Source organism: Vreelandella sulfidaeris (genome assembly GCF_042429665.1).
GTDB lineage: Bacteria > Pseudomonadota > Gammaproteobacteria > Pseudomonadales > Halomonadaceae > Vreelandella.
Map to the genome: position 1 here is coordinate 90,017 of NZ_JBHMAC010000012.1, position 20,720 is coordinate 110,736.

26 protein-coding genes are annotated in these 20,720 nt (G+C 52.3%); 7 read left to right on the top strand and 19 right to left on the bottom strand.

Annotated elements, in window-relative coordinates:
• Positions 1–154: 154 nt before the first annotated feature.
• The 4 genes from ACFFLD_RS14020 (at position 155) to ACFFLD_RS14035 (ending at position 2,597) form a co-directional block, all read left to right on the top strand.
• Positions 155–700: a c-type cytochrome gene (locus ACFFLD_RS14020; protein ID WP_386036829.1), complete on the top strand. Its 546-nt coding sequence runs from the start codon at positions 155–157 to the stop codon at positions 698–700.
• 11 nt (positions 701–711) lie between these two features.
• Positions 712–1,167 (top strand): DUF305 domain-containing protein, encoded by a 456-nt coding sequence (locus ACFFLD_RS14025; RefSeq protein WP_386036832.1) that lies wholly within the window; start codon positions 712–714, stop codon positions 1,165–1,167.
• Positions 1,167–1,730, top strand: coding sequence for a hypothetical protein (locus tag ACFFLD_RS14030; protein ID WP_386036835.1), 564 nt, complete (start codon positions 1,167–1,169; stop codon positions 1,728–1,730). The genes ACFFLD_RS14025 and ACFFLD_RS14030 overlap by 1 nt, the downstream gene beginning before the upstream one ends.
• A 126-nt stretch (positions 1,731–1,856) precedes the next feature.
• Positions 1,857–2,597, top strand: coding sequence for a ZIP family metal transporter (locus ACFFLD_RS14035; RefSeq protein ID WP_386036837.1), 741 nt, complete (start codon positions 1,857–1,859; stop codon positions 2,595–2,597).
• 603 nt (positions 2,598–3,200) lie between these two features.
• Here the strand turns inward: ACFFLD_RS14035 and ACFFLD_RS14040 are convergent.
• The 7 genes from ACFFLD_RS14040 to ACFFLD_RS14070 form a co-directional block, all read right to left on the bottom strand.
• Entirely contained in the window at positions 3,201–3,701 is a 501-nt protein-coding gene (locus ACFFLD_RS14040) for a c-type cytochrome (protein ID WP_386036840.1), read from the bottom strand.
• Positions 3,661–4,527 (bottom strand): WD40/YVTN/BNR-like repeat-containing protein, encoded by an 867-nt coding sequence (locus ACFFLD_RS14045; protein WP_386036843.1) that lies wholly within the window; start codon positions 4,525–4,527, stop codon positions 3,661–3,663. Before ACFFLD_RS14045 ends, ACFFLD_RS14040 begins: the two co-directional genes overlap by 41 nt.
• A 23-nt stretch (positions 4,528–4,550) precedes the next feature.
• The gene (locus ACFFLD_RS14050) at positions 4,551–5,294 is read right to left on the bottom strand and encodes a cytochrome c biogenesis CcdA family protein (RefSeq protein ID WP_386036846.1); all 744 of its coding nucleotides are present in this window, start codon (positions 5,292–5,294) and stop codon (positions 4,551–4,553) included.
• 16 nt (positions 5,295–5,310) lie between these two features.
• A complete protein-coding gene (locus ACFFLD_RS14055; RefSeq protein WP_101146723.1) occupies positions 5,311–5,694 on the bottom strand; it encodes a hypothetical protein in 384 nt (127 codons plus the stop codon).
• Between the two features lie 12 nt (positions 5,695–5,706).
• Positions 5,707–6,255 (bottom strand): TlpA family protein disulfide reductase, encoded by a 549-nt coding sequence (locus ACFFLD_RS14060; RefSeq protein WP_101146722.1) that lies wholly within the window; start codon positions 6,253–6,255, stop codon positions 5,707–5,709.
• Between the two features lie 14 nt (positions 6,256–6,269).
• A complete protein-coding gene (locus ACFFLD_RS14065) occupies positions 6,270–6,710 on the bottom strand; it encodes a DUF411 domain-containing protein (protein WP_386036849.1) in 441 nt (146 codons plus the stop codon).
• Between the two features lie 99 nt (positions 6,711–6,809).
• Positions 6,810–7,046 carry a hypothetical protein gene (locus ACFFLD_RS14070; RefSeq protein ID WP_062363006.1) on the bottom strand — a complete coding sequence of 79 codons (237 nt, stop codon included), beginning with the start codon at positions 7,044–7,046 and terminating at the stop codon, positions 6,810–6,812.
• 246 nt (positions 7,047–7,292) lie between these two features.
• Between ACFFLD_RS14070 and ACFFLD_RS14075 the strand changes: the two genes are divergently transcribed.
• The gene (locus ACFFLD_RS14075; protein ID WP_035563000.1) at positions 7,293–7,718 is read left to right on the top strand and encodes a MerR family transcriptional regulator; all 426 of its coding nucleotides are present in this window, start codon (positions 7,293–7,295) and stop codon (positions 7,716–7,718) included.
• Here ACFFLD_RS14075 and ACFFLD_RS14080 read toward each other — a convergent pair.
• The 10 genes from ACFFLD_RS14080 to ACFFLD_RS14125 form a co-directional block, all read right to left on the bottom strand.
• Positions 7,715–8,449, bottom strand: coding sequence for a sulfite exporter TauE/SafE family protein (locus ACFFLD_RS14080; protein ID WP_386036853.1), 735 nt, complete (start codon positions 8,447–8,449; stop codon positions 7,715–7,717). The genes ACFFLD_RS14075 and ACFFLD_RS14080 overlap by 4 nt on opposite strands.
• Positions 8,450–8,992, bottom strand: a complete 543-nt coding sequence (locus tag ACFFLD_RS14085; protein ID WP_386036856.1) for a protein-disulfide reductase DsbD N-terminal domain-containing protein — start codon at positions 8,990–8,992, stop codon at positions 8,450–8,452.
• Entirely contained in the window at positions 8,989–9,801 is an 813-nt protein-coding gene (gene lgt / locus ACFFLD_RS14090; RefSeq protein ID WP_386036859.1) for a prolipoprotein diacylglyceryl transferase, read from the bottom strand. Before lgt ends, ACFFLD_RS14085 begins: the two co-directional genes overlap by 4 nt.
• Before the next feature lie 66 nt (positions 9,802–9,867).
• A complete protein-coding gene (locus tag ACFFLD_RS14095) occupies positions 9,868–10,395 on the bottom strand; it encodes a DsbE family thiol:disulfide interchange protein (RefSeq protein WP_386036862.1) in 528 nt (175 codons plus the stop codon).
• Between the two features lie 90 nt (positions 10,396–10,485).
• Entirely contained in the window at positions 10,486–11,163 is a 678-nt protein-coding gene (locus tag ACFFLD_RS14100) for a TVP38/TMEM64 family protein (RefSeq protein ID WP_053856992.1), read from the bottom strand.
• Between the two features lie 61 nt (positions 11,164–11,224).
• Positions 11,225–12,055, bottom strand: a complete 831-nt coding sequence (gene dsbG / locus ACFFLD_RS14105; RefSeq protein ID WP_022522190.1) for a thiol:disulfide interchange protein DsbG — start codon at positions 12,053–12,055, stop codon at positions 11,225–11,227.
• Between the two features lie 65 nt (positions 12,056–12,120).
• Positions 12,121–12,246: a hypothetical protein gene (locus ACFFLD_RS14110; RefSeq protein WP_386036867.1), complete on the bottom strand. Its 126-nt coding sequence runs from the start codon at positions 12,244–12,246 to the stop codon at positions 12,121–12,123.
• A 33-nt stretch (positions 12,247–12,279) separates the two neighbouring features.
• Positions 12,280–14,754: a heavy metal translocating P-type ATPase gene (locus ACFFLD_RS14115; RefSeq protein WP_227404212.1), complete on the bottom strand. Its 2,475-nt coding sequence runs from the start codon at positions 14,752–14,754 to the stop codon at positions 12,280–12,282.
• A gap of 80 nt (positions 14,755–14,834) precedes the next feature.
• Positions 14,835–15,242, bottom strand: coding sequence for a heavy metal-responsive transcriptional regulator (locus ACFFLD_RS14120; protein WP_035563017.1), 408 nt, complete (start codon positions 15,240–15,242; stop codon positions 14,835–14,837).
• 80 nt (positions 15,243–15,322) lie between these two features.
• Positions 15,323–15,958, bottom strand: coding sequence for a peroxiredoxin (locus ACFFLD_RS14125; RefSeq protein ID WP_386036872.1), 636 nt, complete (start codon positions 15,956–15,958; stop codon positions 15,323–15,325).
• Positions 15,959–16,205: 247 nt separating this feature from the next.
• Here ACFFLD_RS14125 and ACFFLD_RS14130 point away from each other — a divergent pair, with 247 nt between their 5' ends.
• Positions 16,206–16,928, top strand: coding sequence for a cytochrome c biogenesis CcdA family protein (locus tag ACFFLD_RS14130; RefSeq protein ID WP_386036875.1), 723 nt, complete (start codon positions 16,206–16,208; stop codon positions 16,926–16,928).
• 713 nt (positions 16,929–17,641) lie between these two features.
• Here ACFFLD_RS14130 and ACFFLD_RS14135 read toward each other — a convergent pair.
• Complete coding sequence (locus ACFFLD_RS14135; protein WP_240719882.1) at positions 17,642–18,688, bottom strand: DNA-binding protein; 1,047 nt, start codon at positions 18,686–18,688, stop codon at positions 17,642–17,644.
• Between the two features lie 267 nt (positions 18,689–18,955).
• On the bottom strand, positions 18,956–19,858 hold the full coding sequence (locus tag ACFFLD_RS14140) for an ArdC family protein (protein ID WP_240719881.1): 903 nt from the start codon (positions 19,856–19,858) through the stop codon (positions 18,956–18,958).
• A 138-nt stretch (positions 19,859–19,996) separates the two neighbouring features.
• Between ACFFLD_RS14140 and ACFFLD_RS14145 the strand changes: the two genes are divergently transcribed.
• A complete protein-coding gene (locus ACFFLD_RS14145; RefSeq protein ID WP_240719879.1) occupies positions 19,997–20,551 on the top strand; it encodes a JAB domain-containing protein in 555 nt (184 codons plus the stop codon).
• Positions 20,552–20,720 lie beyond the last annotated feature (169 nt).

A 20,720-nucleotide genomic window follows, 5' to 3' on the forward strand; every position in this document is an offset into this window, starting at 1 on the left:
GCAGCCTGGGTAGACGCTCGCTCAAACAAGTTCAGCAAAACAGACCATCTTATTGTTTAACTTTGGCGTGCCAGTAAAACCTTACTACTCTGAACAAATCACGTGATGAGAGGTGAATCAACGCTTCCTTTCTAGGAACAAGCGAGGTGCCGCAATGCAGCCGAAAACTAAGCATTTAGCGCTGGGAGCAGCCGCTGGGCTTGCAATACTCATTCTGATTTCACTCCTTGTCGTCGTTTGGGTGGCTTATTCCGGCACCTACAACATCGCGGCGACTCAAGGCCATCAGCCCCTTGTACGCTGGACGCTGGTGACAACGATGAAAAATTCTGTAGCAGACAGAGCAGAGGCCATCACGACTCCTTCATTGAACGATGAGATGGTGACTGACGGAGCGACCGGCTACAAGACGATGTGTCAACATTGCCACGGCGGCCCTGGGGTTCGACAAAGTGAGTGGGCTAGAGGCATGCTGCCGGAGCCGCCACATCTGCCCGATGCCATCTCCGAATGGGAGCCCCGCGAAGTATTCTGGTTGGCTAAACATGGGATACGAATGAGTGGTATGCCTGCGTTCGGACCTACTCACAGTGATGATGAAATCTGGAACATAACTGCGTTTGTCATGCGGCTACCCGGCATGACGGAAGATGAGTACGCAAGCTTTGAAACGGACAGTTCAACAGATCATGGACACTAAAGGAAAACGCTATGAACATGTCTTATTGGCGTTTCGGCGCGATGATCGCCACCTCTACGGTCATTATGTACGGGGTGATGTATCTCAATACGTATGCCTATGAACATGTCTTCTGGAGCGAAACCAGAGCATGGATGGCACTTGTGATGGGCGCTGTGATGGCGGTGATAATGCTGAGCTTTATGCTCAATATGTATCAGAAGAAACTGATCAATATCGCCATTTTTATGGGCAGCGCTCTGCTTTTCACCGCCGCATTATGGCTCGTCCGCAGCCAGGCTACCGTGGGCGATGGCGAGTACATGAAGGCAATGATTCCTCACCATTCGATCGCGATCTTAACCAGCGAGCGAGCACAAATTTCGGACCCGCGTGTGCGTAAGCTCGCCGATGAAATTATAGAGGCACAGCGTCGCGAAATTGCGGAAATGAAATATCTCATACGCGATTTGGAGAGGGCCGACTGATGTTTATTCCTTCACAGAACCGCCCTCGTCAGCTCTTTATCCTTTCGGCAGTAACGCTGGGCACCGCTTTTCTCACCGGTTGTGGCGATCCTGCCCCTGGCGAAGGAGTGGAAAATCCGATGATGCAAGGGCCGCCTCCCGAAGTGGTTGGTGCGCCGGAGGCTGTCAGCTCGCCTGATATACCGGCGATCGATCCCCAAACGATGCAAGAAGCCGAGATCGAAAAGGTGCTGGGAGACGCTGCGTATTGCACCTATCGGTATACCGCAGAAAGCCCGCCGATTCTCGCTATCGACAACACGGATCAAGGCCAGGGTTCTCGCGCAGTTACCAAGATTCATGGTCGTCTAGTGGAGTTATCAGCAGACCACAAGCCTGATTATGAAAACTTGAAGCAAGGCCTCATGCTCACCGCAGAAGGGTTGACGATGAGGGTGTTTTCGGATGAAGAAGAACCAGAATCAGCGGAGCCAGGAGAGCTCATTACAGCAGAGCTACACTTTTCTCTTCAGCAGGGTTTGAACGCCGGGTATCTAGGTTGGTATAGGTGCGAAACAGAATAGGCAATGCCTCTTCAGTGCCTCTTGATAGTACGCCCGTTCGGGACTTGGCGAAGCGAGTAAAAGCTGGTCGGCGTGTTTTTAGCGTAAAAAGACCAGCGACGATCAGCTAAAGACCTGGAGAGGCTGATGCAAGAAATATGGACAGTTCTCGGCCTGGCATTACTCCCTGCGGTAGGAAACCTAGCCGGTGGCCTACTAGCAGAATTTACCGGGACGCCAATTGCTCGGCTAAACAAAGCATTGCATGCTGCATCCGGGATAGTCCTCGCGGTTGTTTCCATTGAAATCATGCCTGGAGCCCTGGCTGTTCTCTCTGGTTGGGCCGTAGGAGTGGCGTTTGGGCTGGGCGGGATCGCGTATATCGTTATCGAAGCAGCCGTGGACAGAGTGCAACAATCTCAGGGCCAGGCGAGCAATGCCAGTCGAGCCATATGGATGATCTATATCGCAGTGTCCATCGACCTGTTCAGTGACGGTCTGTTGATAGGTACTGGTTCAACGGTCGCTGTGTCGATGGCAGTTGTGCTCGCGTTGGGGCAAGTTTTGGCAGATGCTCCGGAAGGATACGCGACCGTTGCGAATATGAAAGAAAAGGGGGTTCCGCGGACGCAGCGGATGATGCTCTCGACTCTGTTCTTCATACCTGTGCTTAGTGCAGCGATAGTTGCCTATTATCTCCTTCGGGATCAGAGCGAAGCATTACAAATGATGGGGCTTGTCTTTGCGGCTGGCCTGCTCACGGTTGCCGCCGTAGAAGACATGCTTAATGAGGCGCATGAGACAGCGGGCGACACGCGGGGATCCATCGTGGCGTTTATTGGCGGGTTCGTACTGTTCACTTTCGTCTCAGCTGGCTTGGGAAGCTAGGTTTACGAATAAATTCCATCACTGACCGACTGCATCTGCCTACTGCTCACCGTTGCACTAATGTGGAGTTTTACTCGAAGTGCAGTGTGATGTATGCCACTGATCTACTCAAGGCACTTCTGGTGGGCTTGAGTTTGCTACACTCCAGACGCACTGAGGCTAAGGCGCTAAGCATGATGTCGAACGACATGAACTACACTTGTGTATAGATTGTTTTCCCTCTCACACTAGCGGACCCGAAACAGGAATGTCGCATACAAAATTTATTCAGCGATGATATCGATGCATTTCAGATGGAGGCAGACGAATTGGGGCTAGTCGCGAAGGATGAGTATTTTCGCGGCTAAAGAAGAAATAAACCGCCATACCAATATCGATATACCAGCGGTATCAGGCGTCCGCTTCTGAATGAGAAATTCCTAGGTTAAAAATGGAGCAGCTAACGGCCGAGGCTGTGTGAAAAAGCGGTGTCCATTAAAAGATGAAACATGTGGTTAACATGGATAATGGCTCAGGTGCTCAATTGAGGCTCTGGCCTAAGTGGCTTGAAAGTATGAGGACACTTAAAGTGACAATGCAAATTCGTTATAGGCATGAACGCTATCATTCTTGGGGTATTTCAGTTTGTATGGGAAAGGGGTTCTCAGCACTTTCGTCTGCTTGGTGACGCCTTTGCTCTTGCGTCCATAATGACTTGAGATAATTCACCACATCGCGGATCTCGGTGGGAGCCAAAATCTCCTGGTACGCTGGCATTGTTAGCCTATCAGTTTTATTCCAGGGGTCACGCCAACCTTCAGCAATAATTCGGTAGAGCATGGCATCAGAGTGTTTCCAGGTATGGCCCTCTGGCCCATGTGGTGGAGCAGGTAACTCCCCCAGAGCATTTTGCCCTTCCCAGTTGGGCATGCCTTCGCCTTGTGTACCGTGGCAACTGGCACAGTATTGTCGGTAAACTATTTTTCCGTCTTCCAACTGAGGAGTATTGCTTGAAAAAAGGCGATCCTCAGCCATGGCGTGCCCCACAACCATTAGTGTCAGCCATAAGGCAAAGAACCAGCGCTTACGCATCGGGATAAGCCCAGGATTGGCCTTCGTCTTCACTGCGCAAAAGCTCCCCTTTCTGATTTAAACCATAGAGCGTGCCTTTGGGAGAGAGGGTGAGCGCAACGAGCACTGTGCCGTCACCAGCTACTGGTTGCCACTCTTGTCCACCCGTTTCGCTTCGCCATAGGCCCTGCTGCGTAGCCACATAGACTCGCTTTGGGTTGTCAAGGCTATAAGCCATATCATAGACGCTGCCAGCATCAAGCTCTCCGGTCGGTCTCCAGCCGCAAAAGCAGTCCATCGATAGACGCACCGCATCGTCCGATACCGCGTAAAGCCAGCCAGTCTGCATGCTACCTTCCATGTCAGAGTGAACGAGTCGGTTAACCTTTTGTGAAGGACCACTGTCCATTTTTTTCCAGGTGGTGCCAGCATCTTGGCTTTGGTAGATGCCGTTTTCGGCAATCACCGCATAAAGTGTTTCGTCCTGGCGGCGATGCACGGTTAGCGCAGTCACCTCCCGGCTAGGTAGGTTAGCGCTGAGCTCTTGCCAGGTTTCACCATTGTCGGTGCTACGCTGCACCCCAATTGAGGTGCCTGCAATATAGAGCGTTTGCGAGTCAGTATAGGGAACCGATACCGCTAGCAACTGGCCTTCAGTCACGTCTTCGGGCAAGGGAATCGCATTCCAAACCAAGCCTTCGTCGGTACGCTGAAATAGCTGGTTGGCCTCAATCTTAAACAGGCGTTTGCCTGTTACGTCATAATGCAATGAAAGCAACCCTTCTTCGGTTGCCAAGGCCGTGCTGGTGCTGCCAAGGCTGACTGCGACCAAACCTGCCAGCAAGAAGACACGTAAAAAACGACTCTTGATGTTGCGCATTTCAAGATTTCCTTAAATAACGATTAGCCGATAACCCCGAGGGCAGGGAAAGTACGCAATAACCAATATGACAGCTCGGATAGTTTGCCTGTGATCATTAAGCTACCCATCAGGATCATTATTACCCCAGCCGCTATATGGATGAAATGCCCCCAGCGACGCAGGAATTTCTGGTGCTTTATGAAGCGATCAAGTGAAAGGGCACTCAGCATGAAGGGCACGCCCAGACCCAAAGAATAAACGCCGAGCAACGCCATCCCGCTCCAGGCGTTGGCCGTGGAGGCGCTGACGGTAAGAATGGCACCCAGAATTGGGCCAATGCAGGGGGACCAGCCAAATGCAAACGCTAAACCAAGTAAGTAAGCTGCACTGCGGGTTCCACCGACGTCCTTCAGTCGACCCATAAACCGCCATTCTTGATGAAACCAGCGCCATGGCATGAGCCCGGTCATGAAGGCGCCAAACAGGATGACGATAAGGCCACCGACTAGGTTTGCTTCTTGGCGATACACCAGCAGCAGACGACCAATGGCAGTGGAGCTGGCTCCCAGCAACAAAAAAACGGTTGAAAAACCGAGCACGAACCATACCGACTGGGTTAACACCCTCAGACGTTCTCGTCTATCCGCTTCCTGTAATTGTCCGAGCGAGCGGCCGGTCATGAAAGAAAGATAGCCAGGCACAAGTGGCAAAACACAGGGCGAAATGAACGAGATCAGGCCTGCCAGAAAGGCAGTGACCAGTCCTATATTGGCTACTTCAAGCATTACCCTTTACCCATGGCTAGGCTTGGAATTTAGATGAGGACTGCTTGATTGACTCGCTTTGATCGACTAGTTGGCGAGTGGTAGGCGCTGTTCCGGCATTCACTTCTGAAGCGTCTTCTACCCGAGCCTGAACATTGGTAGCGTCGCTTTGCTCGGTCGCTTCACCTTTTTTGTCTTTGCACTTCATCATGCATAGGCCTAATCCGCACATAATGAGACATGGCAATAGGCTCAATAGAATAGGCGCAATGCCTAGCAAAACCAGATTATCCCAGCCAAAAGCAAGGCCGCCAGCCACTGCCACGCTACCCAGCAACATCAGGCCGCGTGACCCTGTCAAAAAGCCATTTAGCCCCGATTTTTGTTTGCCCTGTTGGGTTTTGTCGTCACAACAACTCATGGTGCTACCTCATTATCTGGTTGCAATCATTTCGGCAAGAAAGTCGATCATGTCTTGAGTATTCCACTCGGCTTCCCCCACGAGGCGCCCAATTTCTTTGCCTTGGCGGTCAAGTAGAAGCGTCGTGGGAATACCTACGGCCCCAAGATCTGCGCTAGCCATTCCGGTTTTATCTATATAGGGAGCCAGATGTTCAATGCCTATCTCTTGATAGAATTCATTAACAATCTCGACCCCCTTACGGTCGATCGATAAGGCGACCACCTCAAAATCATCGCTGCCAAGCTCATCTTGTAGGGCATCTAAAGTGGGCATTTCCTCTCGGCAAGGCCCGCACCATGTTGCCCAGATGTTGAGTAGAATCAGCTTTCCTTCAAAGTCAGCCAACGTGAAAGGGGTACCGTCGCTATCCTCGAAGCTGATTTGTGCCACATCGTTGGGGGTAGCCCAGAGAAGAAACCCCTGTGGCCCTGAACTTTCTGACGGGGCGGCCATGGCAAGGGATGTGGCAGTCATCAGAAATACAGCTACGAAATGTCCTGTCAGGATGGGGTGTTTCATCGCCGCACTATCCTTTAGTGAGTCGCGTAAATGTCGGGGCTCTCAGTCGATTGCGAGGCGATGGCATAGACTTCCAACGGGCCACGCTTTTCTCCCGACATGCCCGGTGAGCCAAGCGGCATTCCCGGCACACTCAGCCCTATGATAGAGGGCTTTTCATCAAGCACTTGGGTCACGCTCTCAACAGGCACATGCCCTTCGAAGAGATAGTCTCCTACGACCGTGGTATGGCAGCCATGCAGTTCTTCAGGGATGTTATACTCGGCTTTCATTTTAACGAGATCATGGGTGTCGATCGTCTCCACGTCGAAGCCGTTTTGTTCCAAATACTTGGCATATTCGGCACAACATCCGCAATTGGGATTTTTGTAGAGAGTCGCTGATATATCAGCCGCCAATCCCGATACGGGAAAAGCCAGCAAAGACGTAACGGCAAGCGCTTTCCAATGTTTCATATGTTGTGTGTCCGGTTAGATATCAGATAGGAAGGTCCAAGCGACGCTACCCGCATGATGAAAAGGTTGCTTGCGTACAAGCAACCTATCCGAGCCGCTTTAAGCGTCGTCGTTCTCATGCTGCATGTTTTCCATCATGGCGTTACATTTTTCCATCATGGACTTCATATCGCCCATCATGTCGTGCATACCCCCTGCTTGCATCATATTGCTATGCATGGCGTTGCCCTCCATCGGCTTCTGTTGATTCTCTTCTTGGGCAAAAAGCGAGCTAGCTCCGAAGCTGCTGGCAGCAACAATGGCAGTAAACAGGATCGCAGTATTACGTTTACGCATGACACTCTCCTCTGTGTGTGAGTCACTCTGCCAAACGCGCTGGTGGTAGGACTTGATTACGGTTTTTTATCCTGTGGCAGGAGTGCTTTTTTAAGATATCCTTAAAGCAGACTTTAAGGTCAAGGCCTCATTTTAAATTTCGTTATACAACCTAAATGTTTGTCATGAGCGCTCAGCTGAAGACTTGACCTTTGGGCAGCCTAACGGTTGTAAGCTGGCTACGAATAAACGAATGAGGATAAGCCAATGCGAGTCTCAGAGCTGGCTCAGACGGGAGGGGTAACGGCAGAAACGGTACGCCACTATACAAGGGAAGGGTTATTGCAACCGCACCGCGACCCGCGCAACGGTTATCAACTCTACGATGCAGAGTCCTTGGGGCGCCTACGTTTTATCGATTGCCTGCGTTCGCTGGGTGTTAGTCTTCCAGAGATCAAGCAAATATTATCTTGGGCGGATCAAGGCACTGCAGAGTTTATTGAACCAGTACCACTCGCCACTCAAAGGGGACGTCTTTACTTGCGGGCTCAAGAGTTCCAGGTGATAGCGCGCTGGATAGATAATATGAATCAAGACAAGATGACTGAAAGTTTCAGCCTGAAGGAGCTCATCGAATCGCTTGGATCTAGAAAATCAGACGTCGAGATTAATGATAAGCGAGGTCATCATTAATGGTGCGATGAGGTCATGGCACCGTGCGTATCCACCATCCCTATCATGGATTCCAAATACCAGAGTTGCCAGACGGCAAACGCAATAATTAGCAGCGCTGCTAGCGTACGAGTCGCAGGACTACGTATCCATATTGAGACGCGGCGCGCTGCCACACCGGTCGCTAGGACGGCAGGCAGGGTGCCGAGCCCGAAGGCCCCCATCATCGCGGCGGCACGCAATGGCTCGGCTACGGCCAGACTCCAGGCCAGCATCGAATAGATTAGCCCACATGGCATCCAGCCCCATAGCGAGCCAAGTGCGAACGCTTGGGGCACTTTTACAACAGGCATCAAGCGACGTCCTAATGGTTCGATGCGGCGCCACAGAACGCGCCCTAGTGCCTCGATACGTAGCAAGCCCTTCCACCAGTTGGCGATATAAAGCGCCATCAGTATCAACATGACCGCCGCCAGGATACGCAATACCACGGCGAAGCTGTCCAATGCATGGTTGAGCACGGAACCGAGCAGGGCCACCAAGGCACCCGCGATCATGTAGCTGCTGATACGGCCTAAATTATAGCCGAGCAACAGAGCTGCTAAACGGCTAGGTTGTCGCATGCTGGGGGGCACAGCAAAAGTCAGGGCACTCATGATGCCGCCACACATGCCGATACAGTGCGCGCCTCCCAGCAAGCCGAAGACGAAGGCCGCCGCCAGCGGCGGCAGGCTCAGGTCGGAGGGATTCATTTAAGGAGCGCCTTTGGTGCTATCCGCCGTACCAAGGGAGAGGCTGGTGGTGAAGGTCGCCGGAGGGGAGCCGTACGGTAAGATAAGTTCGACTTGTTCGGGTGGATAGCAAAGTCCTTGATCGGAACAGCCCTGAAAGGTCACCATGACGGCCAACGGCCCGGTCACGGTGTCGCTCGCCTCGATGGGCGCACTCACCAACACCTGATCGTAGAAAACATTAATGTTTCCCAAAGATGCGTGCGACATTGGCTCACCAGGTGGCAAAGCCAGCTCCCCGAAATTGATACCTTGAGAGAGGCTCTCAATCGCAAACTGATGCCGATGAAGGTAATAGTTTTCGGCGACGGTGAAACCGACATAAACCCGATCATCGTCTCGCCAGGCGGTGGTTCGAAAGGCTTCTGTAGCCGGTAGAAAGTCACGTTGCGTCGAACGGCTAAAAGGGGAGCTTTTGTCACCAACCTCAAATATCTCTTCACGTGCCGCTACCGGTGTGACTATAAAGAGTGCCAACGTTAGAAAAGCGAAGACTTGTTTCATGAGTTTAACGCCGCCTTTGGCTTATCCACTGGCTGACGTCTGGACCAAGCGACCAGAGCAAAACCCGCTATGAGCATCGGTAGTGTCAACAGCTGCCCCATGGTCAACCAGCCAAAAGCGATGAATCCCAACTGAGGGTCTGGGAGGCGCACGAACTCCACGATGAAGCGAAAGGCTCCGTACAGAAGCAGGAACAACCCAGAGATGAGGCCTCGCTGACGCGGTCGGCGTGATAGCCACCACAGCACGGCAAACAACACGACACCTTCAAGGGCAAACTCGTAGAGAGCCGAAGGATGGCGTGGATCTGAGTCTAATCCTGTCATGGATGGAAACACCATTGCCCAAGGTACATCACTAACTCTTCCCGGTAACTCGTGATTGATGAAGTTACCGAGGCGACCCGCTCCCAGGCCGATCGGGACTAACGGAGCAATGAAGTCAGTCAGTTGAATAAAAGCCAGTTGCTGTTTGCGAGCAAACAGCCAGGCAGCCACTAATACACCGGCAAGGCCACCATGAAAGCTCATGCCTCCTTCCCAGATTTTTAGTAACCAAAGGGGGTTGGCTTGCAGTTGTTCGAGCCCGTAAAACAGCGCATAGCCAAGGCGGCCGCCAACGATGATGCCGATGGCGCCGTAGAAGATCAGGTCTCCCATATCATCGTGGCTTAGGCCGAGTCGGTGGGCACGACGCCGACCCAACCACCAAGCGGCGACTAGCCCGATGACATACATTAAGCCATACCAGTGGATCTGAAGAGGGCCTATGGCGATGGCGATCGGATCAATTTGAGGGTATTGCAGCATATATCTTCCTTAAATTAGCGTTACAGTTGGAGTCATCAATAAAAATAATGCGTTTTCATAGCCGTTTTATCGTTTCCACTTCTCGACTTCTTGGATGACTCGCTCAACATCTTCAGACGTTATGTAACCTGTATGTTTGTAACGAATAGTGCCCTCGGTATCGACCAGATAGCTTTCTGGGGCGCCATACACACCTAGCTCAAAACCTAGGTTACCCTCTGGATCAAAGATATTGACCTCAAAAGGGTTCCCGAACTCGTCAAGAAACTCGAGCCCCTTTGCCTGGGTATCCTTATAGTTGATGCCAACCAAGCGGACGCCTCGCGCGGCTAAATCCAATAACTGCGGCATTTCATGTTTGCAAGTCGGACACCACTCTCCCCACACATTGACTAATGTCACCTTTCCTTTAAAAAGAGATTCATCAACGAGCCTTGAGGGGTCTTCCAGCGTTGTCAGTCTGAATGGCGGAAACGGCTGAGCTAACAAGGGTGAGTCTCTGGCACTAGGATCCATTGATAAGCCCTGATAAAAGAAAAAGCTCAAACCAAAAAAGCCCAATAGGGGTAAAAATAGCAATGTCCGAAATTTCACGTGTACGTCTCACTGGTAGTAGCGGGTAAGTGCCTGCTGAGCATTGTTAATGCTTACGAAAGTTGATTTAGAGCACTCGGTTGCTATCGGTCATGGCTGTCGAGCCCATAAGCGTTTCGCCAGCAGCGGCAGCAATGTAATGCCACTGATGAGAATCAGCGCGATTGTGAGGCCACGGGAGTCGGCCGTAATCAGCACTTCGCCGAACATGACGATTAGATACGCCGTGGGGATCACGCCGGCCAGTGTGGCGATCAAAAAGCGCCAGAAAGACAGGGGGGTGATACCTGCCGCATAGCTGACGGCATCAAACGAAAGGAAGGGCACCAATCGGGATGCAAAAACGATGAGCATCAAGCCTGTCTGAGAGCGCTCCTTTCCCAGCCAGTTGAGGATGGGCCGCGTACGCGGCCAGCGTTGCATCACTTCATAGCCGAGCAAACGAGCAATGCAGAAAGCGAGCAGAGCACCGGCTTCGGCACCGATAACGACATAGATCGTCCCCCAAACTGGGCCGTAAAGCGCACCAGCCACCATCGCAATTGGGCCACTGGGAATCGGGCTCATGACAATGGCCGCCATCATCATAAAGATGATGGCCAACGGCCCCCAGACGCCCAGCCTATCAAGCCACTCACGCAAGGCCTGCTTGTCGGTCAAGACCGACAAGGCGCCGGTCTCCATCAGAATCCAATAAAGGGCCGCCAAGCCCATCAATAGAGTGAGCCCCAAAAAGAGCGTTTGCTTTACGCTAAGCTTGGTTGCCATGTGCATCTCAGTGGTCGTGATTGGGGAGACTCGCATCTCAGCCCTGTACCGTTATGGTGTATCATTCAACGCCCAATATTTCGCGAAACTGGTCGGTCGACACTGCGCCATTGATACGCTGAACTTTCCCGGCTTCATCACGGTAGTAGCTGGTCGGCGTTCCCGTAGCACCGGCCTCACGCATGATCTGGGCGTGATTTCTAAGAAGCGCTTGACTCTCCTCCGACGGCTCCACCGGCCTTATGCCGCCATTGCGAAATTCCAGTTCATGAGTTTCGAGAGCACTGGCCGGATTGTCGGATTCAAGGATTGCAGCAGCTTTGCGAAGACTGTCCTCTGATAGCACGCCGACCAGCACGTGACGAAGCTGTAACACGCCTTGCTCAATGAGCGGGCGCGAATTTTTCCAGAGTGCATTGCAGTAGGGGCAGTTGGGGTCTGTTAGTGTGTACACAATATGCGAAGCATCATCATTCCCCTCCGAGATAAAACGAGTGTTTTCAAACGCACTCCAGGTAGCTTCCAGCATGGGGTCCAGCACCAGAGCCTGAAGCTGGCTTTCCATAACGGCATTGCCCTGCGGGTCGATTAACGTACCAATGACGGCGTAGTCGGAAGAGGAGGAGATATAAGCTGCCATAGGCTCATTATCATAAGACAAGGCATAGCCTTGGAGACCGTCAGGCGCTTCGAAGCTGCCATGGAAGGTGAACCCTTGATCCACCAATGCGGTAATCGATTTGGGCAAGGGAGACTCAGTATTCGTGGCACTGCTGGCCTGACGACTCTCAGTGGCATCAGTACTTGCTTCCTGCGCCAACGCAGGCAACGTTATAAGACCTAACAGACCTGCAGCAGCTAGGCAATAAGTGATAGGTAGGATATATCTCATGGATGCTCTCTTTATTAGTTTCTGATCTACCCAAGGGGGACGATTGTATTCGGTTGCCAGCTTCATCACTTCTTATTAAAAAACAGGTATTTGATGAGCGCAGCAACACCAAGCCCCAGCGCAATAATCAACAAGATCGCTATTAGGCCCATCCCTGCCATACTCCACATGCAGCTTTCACTTCCCATCATTTTGAATTCCTCGTTAACACGACATTGTTTGGTTTAGGCGCGATGAACAGCATCGTTTGGACGTGGTGTGGCATTGCCGGTATCCGATGTGAAACGGCGTAGCCGCAACGAGTTAGTCAGCACAAAAACACTGGAAATGCTCATGGCCGCCGCCGCCAGCATGGGGCTGAGCAATACGCCGATGAACGGATAGAGCACGCCCGCCGCTACGGGGATTAGTGCTACGTTGTAGCCATAGGCCCAAACGAAATTGCCGATAATGGTCCGGTGGGTACGCTTGGAGAGCGCTGTGGCATTGACGATGCCTCGCAAATCGCCACTCATCAGCACCACATCGCCAGACTCGATGGCGATATCGGTACCAGTGCCGATCGCAATGCCCACGTCGGCCTGCGCTAACGCGGGAGCATCATTGATTCCATCTCCCACAAAAGCGACACGCTTGCCCTCCGCTTGGAGACGCCGGATCTCTGCCGCTTTCTGGTCGGGCAGCACCTCGGCGAGAACCTGCTGGATGCCAACCTGCCGTGCGATAGCATCGGCAGTAGCACGGTTATCGCCGGTGAGCATGGCCACGTCCAGCCCTTGCGCTTTGAGTGCTGCGATAGCCTCGGCAGAGCCTTCTTTAAGGGGATCCGCCACCGCGATGACTGCAGCAAGCTGACCGTCTACCGCGGCATAGAGTGGGCTCTTGGCGTTCTCGGCCAACACCTTGGCGCGTGTTTCTGCCTGGCCGAGGTTGATTTCCAGCCGACGCATGTAACGATCAGCTCCTACTTGCACCAAGTGGCCGTCGACCTCGGCTTCAATGCCGTAGCCAGGCTCGGCACTAAAGCGACTGACCGGGGGTAATTCCAGCCCACGGGCCTTGGCGCCCTGTACAATAGCCTCGGCGATGGGGTGCTCGCTTTGAGCTTCCACCGCCGCGACCAGTCGCAGCACTTCGTTTTCATGGCCGTTGATCGCTTCGAAGTCGGTCAGTTCGGGGCGCCCTTGGGTCAAAGTGCCGGTCTTGTCCAGTACCACCGTATTCATCTTGGCCAGCGTCTCAAGCGCCGCCCCTTTACGAAATAGCACTCCCATCTCGGCCCCTTTCCCGGTACTGACCATGATGGCCGTTGGGGTGGCCAGACCCATCGCACAGGGGCAGGCAATTAGCAGCACGCTAACGGTAGTGACGAAGGCAAAGGACAAAGACGGCGCCGGTCCGAAAGCGAACCAGAGTGCAAAGGTAATCGCGGCAATAACGATGACCACAGGAACAAACACACCAGCAACCTTGTCGGCTAATTGCTGAATGGGGGGCTTCTCCGCTTGGGCCGTTTCCACCATCTTGACGATCTGCGACAAGACGGTGTCGGCACCGACTCGCGTGGCCCGAAAGGTAAGTGCACCGTTCTTGTTGATAGTGCCACCGACGACTTCGGAACCCTTCTGTTTGACGACCGGCACTGGCTCACCGCTGATCATCGACTCATCAATGTAGGAGTGACCCTCCTCAACGATGCCATCGACTGGAACACGCTCCCCTGGGCGAACCAAAATACGATCGCCCGTGACGACGGCGTCGATAGGCAGCTCGACGGTTTCATCCTCGCGGATGACACGGGCAGTTTTCGCCTGTAATTGCAGAAGCTTCTTGATCGCCTCGGAAGTGCGACCTTTGGCAATGTGTTCAAAATAGCGACCGAGCAGAATTAGCGTCACAATGACCGCTGCCGCTTCGAAATAGCTCACGGCTGTTCCGACGGGGAAGAGCGCGGGCGCCAGCAAGGCGGCGACTGAATAGAAGTAGGCAGCGCTCGAGCCGATCATGACGAGGCTGTTCATGCCCGGATTAAAATGCCGGAGTTCGGCGAAGCCGGCACGATAGAAGCGTGCACCTGCATAAAACTGCACCGGTGTCGCCAATAACCACTCGACGCCCATCCAGGCGCGATGCGGCATTAGACTTGTTAACAGCGTGTCAAAAGCGGGAATCATTTTCCCCATGGCGATAATGACCACCGGAATCGTGAATATTGCCGCGAGCACGACTCGGCGGCGAAGCTCAGCTCTCTCCCGGTCCTCGCTGTCCGTCGGTGGCGGCGTATCGGTATCCTGTGGTTCATAGCCTGCCTCGCGGATGGCATGCTGAATACGCGGTAGAGAAACGACTCCCGGCAGGAAACGAACGAAGGCTTTCTGGGTGGCGAGGTTAACACTCACCTCCACTATGCCGGGCAGCTTCGTTAGCGTTCGCTCAATCCGAGAGACACAAGATCCGCAACTCATGCCGGTGACGGGTATGTCGAGGCTTTCTACCACCGGTTGATAGCCCGCCGTTTCAATGGCATTGAGTAGGTTAGCGGTTGCGGTACCTGCTTCGACCTGGATAGCCGCCTTCTGTGTGGCGAGGTTTACTTGAGCGTTGATCACTCCTGGCTGCTGGCTGAGTGCACGCTCCACACGCCCAACACAGGAAGCACAGGACATACCACGAATCTCGATGTCGACGTGTTGCGTCATAATGACGATCTCCCTGTTAATTTATCGACGACCCGATAGGCAAACTTGATTCCCATGTTCGCTGTCGAGAAAATGCCCAATCATTCAGTCTGCTCAGCGATAGCTTCAACAATCGGGCAGCCTTCCTGCATAGGCCCTTCGCCTGCACACTCACTCAATGTTTTCGATAATACGGCTTCAATCCGCGTGAGGTGTTTGATCTGCTCGCGCACTTTATGCAGCTTCTCGCCGGCGATGCGTTTAGCTTGTGCCCGGTCGCCATTAGCATCCTGAAGCATTAACAGCTCCCGAATCTCTTGTAGCGTGAAGCCCCACTGCTTGGCATGAACGATAAACTGCAACCGATCCACGGCTTCTAATGGGTAACGCCGATAGTTGGCATCGGTCCTCCTCGGAGGAGGCATAAGTTTCTCTTTTTCGTAGAATCGAATCGCCTGGCTAGCGACTCCACTTCGTTCGGCAAGCTCGCCGATACTTAGTGTTTGCATGACGTTACCTCACGACATTGCTAGTCTGAACGTCCAATAACCTGACTCAGTTGATATGCCTCATACACCGGCCGAGGCTCCTATTGATTCGGTTGGCGCACGACCCTAAGGTAGGGCGTCTTAGTGTTCCAACCTTCGGGAAAGTGTTGCTTGGCGTCATCATTTGATAGCGATGGCGAGATGATGACATCGTCACCGTTTTGCCAGTTAACGGGCGTGGCCACTTTGTGTTTGTCGGTTAACTGCAGCGAATCAAGAACCCGCAGTATCTCGTCGACATTACGTCCTGTGCTGGGTGGATACGTCAAAGTGAGACGAATTTTCTTGTCAGAATCGATGATGAAGACCGTACGCACCGTCAGTTTAGGGTCGGCTTTCGGGTGAATCATTCCATACAGCTTCGCCACCACCTGATCTTCGTCAGCCAGCAAGGGGTAGTTCAGAGCTGCGCCCTGAGTCTGTTCAATATCCCTCGCCCAGTCGTGGTGAGAGCTAAGTGGATCCACCGAAACCCCAACCAGTTTGGCTCCTCGCTGGTTGAATTCGAGCTTTCGCTTGGCAAACGCGCCCAGTTCTGTGGTGCATACTGGCGTAAAATCAGCGGGGTGCGAGAACAGCACCGCCCAGCTGTCGTCAAGCCATTGATGAAAGTTGACCGTACCTTGTGTAGATTCGATCGTGAAGTTTGGTGCTGTCTCGCCCAGTTGTAGCGCCATGGAAATGTCCTCATGTTATTCATTGAGTAGCCACCATAACTTTGAAGTCAACTTTAAGGTCAAGCGTGATGTGTAATATTTGCAGTTCGGTAGGAGGCAAATAATTTGCCAATAAAGGTTGACCTTAAAGCAACTGTAAGCCTTAAAATTCTTATGGCGCTAAAATGGACATGATATGAGGTAGCACCATGGAATTGGTATCAATTCCCTTGTTGGCTGTCTCCATAACTTAAGTTGCGATAACACATTGGAATCTCTCTCTTCCATCGGCTTGGTCGGCGCCTTTATCGGCGGATTGGTCTCCTTCTTTTCGCCTTGCACGCTGCCCCTGTTACCGGCCTATCTGTCGGTGGTCACAGGCGGTAGTGCCGGTAAAGCCGACAGGCGTTTAGAGGCATTGACTCTCAGTGCCTTCTTCGTCTTCGGCTTCAGCATCGTGTTCATCCTACTCGGGCTCGGCGCCAGTAGTATCGGACAACTGATGCGAGGGTATCGCCAAGAATTCAACTGGGTTGCTGGCTCGGCGGTGATCGTGCTGGGCCTCTTCATGACCGGGGTGTTCCGGTTGCCGCTTTTCCAGCGTACCCTTCAGTTCACTCCCAGTGTCCAGGGTGGCTCCCCTTTGTCGGCGACTGTATTCGGGGTATCTTTCGCCATCGGTTGGACACCGTGTATCGGTCCTATACTGGGCGCTATTCTGATGGCCACGTCTAACGCTGCTAGTGCCCAGTCTGGAATGGTTTATCTCAGTGCCTACTCTGCTGGCCTAGCGCTGCCTTTTCTTGCCAGCACTTTACTGATTAACCGATTCGCTCTGCACCGGAAAAGCCTAGGAAGGTGGAGCGCCTATGCTCGCCCCGTCGCGGGCACGGTTGTGATTCTGATGGGTATCGCCATCGTCTCAGGTAGCATGACGCGGCTTTCCAGTATCATGGTCGACCTTTTTCCTTCCCTGGCGACACTGGGGTAGCTTGGTCGTAAGAGATGTAGAGCTTTATTTTCATACTAACTTCTTAAGAAGCTTATTAGTCTGAGCTTGTCTCCTAAAAGGAAATAATCCTTATAACGCATATAACTTTATTCCTCACATTGTTAATTTATTCGCTTGCTGGCTTTACTTAAGAGCTCTGTGGCGAACTAACATCCAGTAGCAGCGACCGCCGCAGTACTTTTTTTATGGCTCTGATTGCAGCGCTGCACAATGGCTGGCGGGTGGGCTGTCTTGATACTTAACTAATAACTCGTCCTGCAACACAATGTATCACTTGAAGCCAAAGCGATTAAAGACCGCAAATTCACTGTAGTATTTTGGCAACAGTGTGAAACGATAGACCCTATCCTTATGTAAAATAGTTTCTTATCAATTAGTTAACTGCAAAATCTCGTATGCATGACTACTCCATGGCCAAAAGATGTATAAACGACTGGGAGACAATAACCACCAATTGAGTTTTACAAAACTTCCGTCTCGTCATTGTTATAGATAAGAGTACCCGCTTTCATTTGCTTACTATAGATAGCCGCACCTCGAGCAGAGCGGCTATTATGATTTCTTTTAGACTATCGTAAGGTTGCCAGAGCTGAATATTATTGTTACTAAATGATTCACTCCCTTTCGGGAAAGTTGCCAACGTTTTCATTTCCAAAATGAATCCGATGAGTATTGGGGCTGACTGTTGCCTTTTACTCATCCTTTGATCCACTGTCTTTTTGGTTAGGTTGAAGCCGTTTCTGGTGGTCAGCTAACTGCTGGCGCAGCTCCTCTTCGCGAGATTGAGCTATTGCCAACTGTGTCCGAGTTTCTGAAAGATCCTGCTGGGTGTGCGCCAATTCCTCAATCCACTTGGTGGCAGCTTTCAACTCACTACCGGCTTCACTGGCAGAGGCTTTGAACTTGTCGACATCGGAACGAAGCGAAGCATTCTCGTCCTGCAGCTCTTCGCTGCGCTTCACAACCGAGGCCTTTTCCGCACGAAGGCTGGCGTAATCCTGTTGAAGTGAGGACAGGTCTTCATTGACCGCTTCGAGGGTATTTTGAAACCGTAATTCGCGTTGTTGGGTGGATTCCAGCTCCCGGGTAGTGGCCTTCAACTCGCTTTCTTTAGTAGCCAACAGGGTGTTTGCCTCGGCCTTCTCGTCACGCAACTGGTCGACCAACGCCTGTTGGCGCTGTGCTTCAGCGCGCATTGTTTCCAACTGCTGATTCTGGCGGGCAAGCTGGTCATGTAGATCAGAGACGCGCTCCATAGCATCGGCTGACCGTTGCTTTAAGGTGGCATGCTCTGTCACCAACGTCCGGTTATCGTCCGTAAGATGCTCGATATGCTTATCATTCTGTTTGTTTTGGTCTAGTAAGGCCGAGATGCTTGCTTCCAGCCGCTCGATTTCGCGAAGGGCCTCATCGCGCTCGTCGTTGGCTGTTACCTCGCGCTGCACAGATTCTGCACGAATTCTTTCGACCTCTTCATCAGCGAGCTGAGTTGCTGAACGCCACAGCTCGCCGCCTACTCGTTCCAAAACAGTGCGGATCTCATTAGGCATTTCACGCACAGCAATGGCACTGACTTTCAAATTTTCGCGCCACTCGCGCATGACAGGGGAGATGTGCGACAGCGAGCCGCCCCCCAATCGCTCACGCACTTGCTCATTGGTAGGCCTGTCGATGCCTTCAGCAGCCAGCTTCTCGGCAGCATCAAGTATGCGATCTCGGATTTCCGGCTTGATAAGCATCTCTGGGTCTCCTTATGTGTATGTATTGTATGTATGTATAATACATACAATACAAGATGCAAACAAGAAATAGCTTGGTATTCACTAAAAGCGCTGGCGCAAGCCTGCTTGCTGCCGTATCTGTGCAACATTCCCACCGATACAGCTGCCGTTCGCCGTGCTTTTGATGCCGGAACAGGCTGATAATACTGTTGCTGTGCAACATCCCCACCGCTGAGGTCGGACAAAAAAAAGCCTCCCGAGAGGGAGGCTGTTGAATGGAACAAATCAAGCTGCCGCGGTTGCTGCAGTTGAATCTTCTACTCCGTCGATCAACCCACACTGTTGTGCCATTTGCTCGATGAAGTTAACCGCCTTCTGCGCATCAGCCAGAGCACGGTCGATCTCTTTGGCTTGGTCACCTTTGAGCCGTGAAGCCCATCCAGTGAGATAGGACGCTGAGTTTTCGGGAGTAGCAGGAAGACCAAAGCGCATGGCTGCAAGCCAGGCGCCAGCTTCTGCCACTACTTCCTCTCGAGCGCGATCGCTCTTGTCCCGGTTGAGGCGGGAGGGAGCACCAGTGGCATGGATCAGCTCATGCAGGCCGGTAGCCGCAATTTCACTAACCCCATGGAACTGTTCAGGGCGAGGTAGGCGAATGCCATCCGTTGAGGGTCTGTAGTAGGCCTTGTCACCGCCCCAGCTTAAAGGGATACCCGATGCCTCAATTAGCCGCGCAACGAACTGCACGGGCTCAGGTTGAGCTTCTATGACTGGTGGCTTTGCAGCCTCTGTCAATGGGTCCGCTAGCTGCTCCTCGTTAAACACATAGAAAATACGGTTCACGGGGATGACTTTCTCCTCCGTAGTACCGTTCTCCTTCTTCTCGCGCTTTTTATGGAACTTCCAGAATTCCACGGGAGTACCCTTCTCGCCCTTACGGGGGTGTGTACCCAGATCCTTCGCTTGCTTGAAGGTAACCCAGGCTGGGCTGGTATAGCCGCTTTTATCCGAAGCAATCCAGAGACTCACGATGTTTGACCAGCCAGTGTAAGCACGCCCCGAGGAGGCGTTATAGGGCTGGCTCACATCTTTGTCGCCGGGTTTCCAAGGCTTCTGCCAAGGGGCTGTGCCTTCCATCAAGCCTTGAATAAGGGCTTCACGGATATCATCGATTGCACGCTTGTTCATGATCTATTTCCTCTCTCATTCCTGCAGTAGTGCTGGTCTCAAGAAGAGATAGGGCGCCAGGTGACAGCCGGTGGGGGGGTCAGTGCTTCCCCGAACTCTAATCGAGACCCGGCAGCGGGAATGAGAGAGGAGAGAATAATGAAGGACACCAACCAGTTGGGTATGTTTGCAGTTAATGAGGCGGCCAAAGTTTATAGTTTCCCTGGAAAGGGGACTGTAGAGACCGCAGAGCAGCGTATAGAGCGTGAAGATGCGGTTATCTCAGAAGCACTGGATATCATCGAAACACGCTTCTATGGTCAGCTTGAGAGTGAAGGTGCAAAGATCACAGCTCCTTGGATAGCGGTTGATTATCTGACGCTCAAGTATGCGGAACTGCCTTACGAAGTGTTCTCTGTGACGTGGCTGAACTCGCAACATCAAGTCATCAAGCATGAGGAGCTTTTTAGAGGCACCGTGGATAAGGCGCCTGTTTATCCTAGGGAGGTGGTTAGAAGGGCGATTGTAACGAATGCTTCCGCCGTATTGCTGTGTCATAACCATCCAAGTGGTAGTCCTCAAGAGAGTGATGGCGATCGTCAGATTACGAAGAGGCTAGTAGAGGCTTTGGGTGTGATCGACGTAAAGGTGATAGACCACATTATTGTGGCTGGCACTGAGCATGTCAGCTTTGCGGAGAGGGGGCTGATATAACTTTAACGGCTTTGCCGTTTTCATGGCCTTACCTGCAATTCAGCTGGTGAGGCTTTTTTATGGGCTATGCTTTAATTGATAAACCTGCTGTGATGTTCATACTGCTCTTCTAATGACCCATAAAGAATGGAGATGGCCAGGGGTTAGGAAAGGCTGGTTAATACAAAAA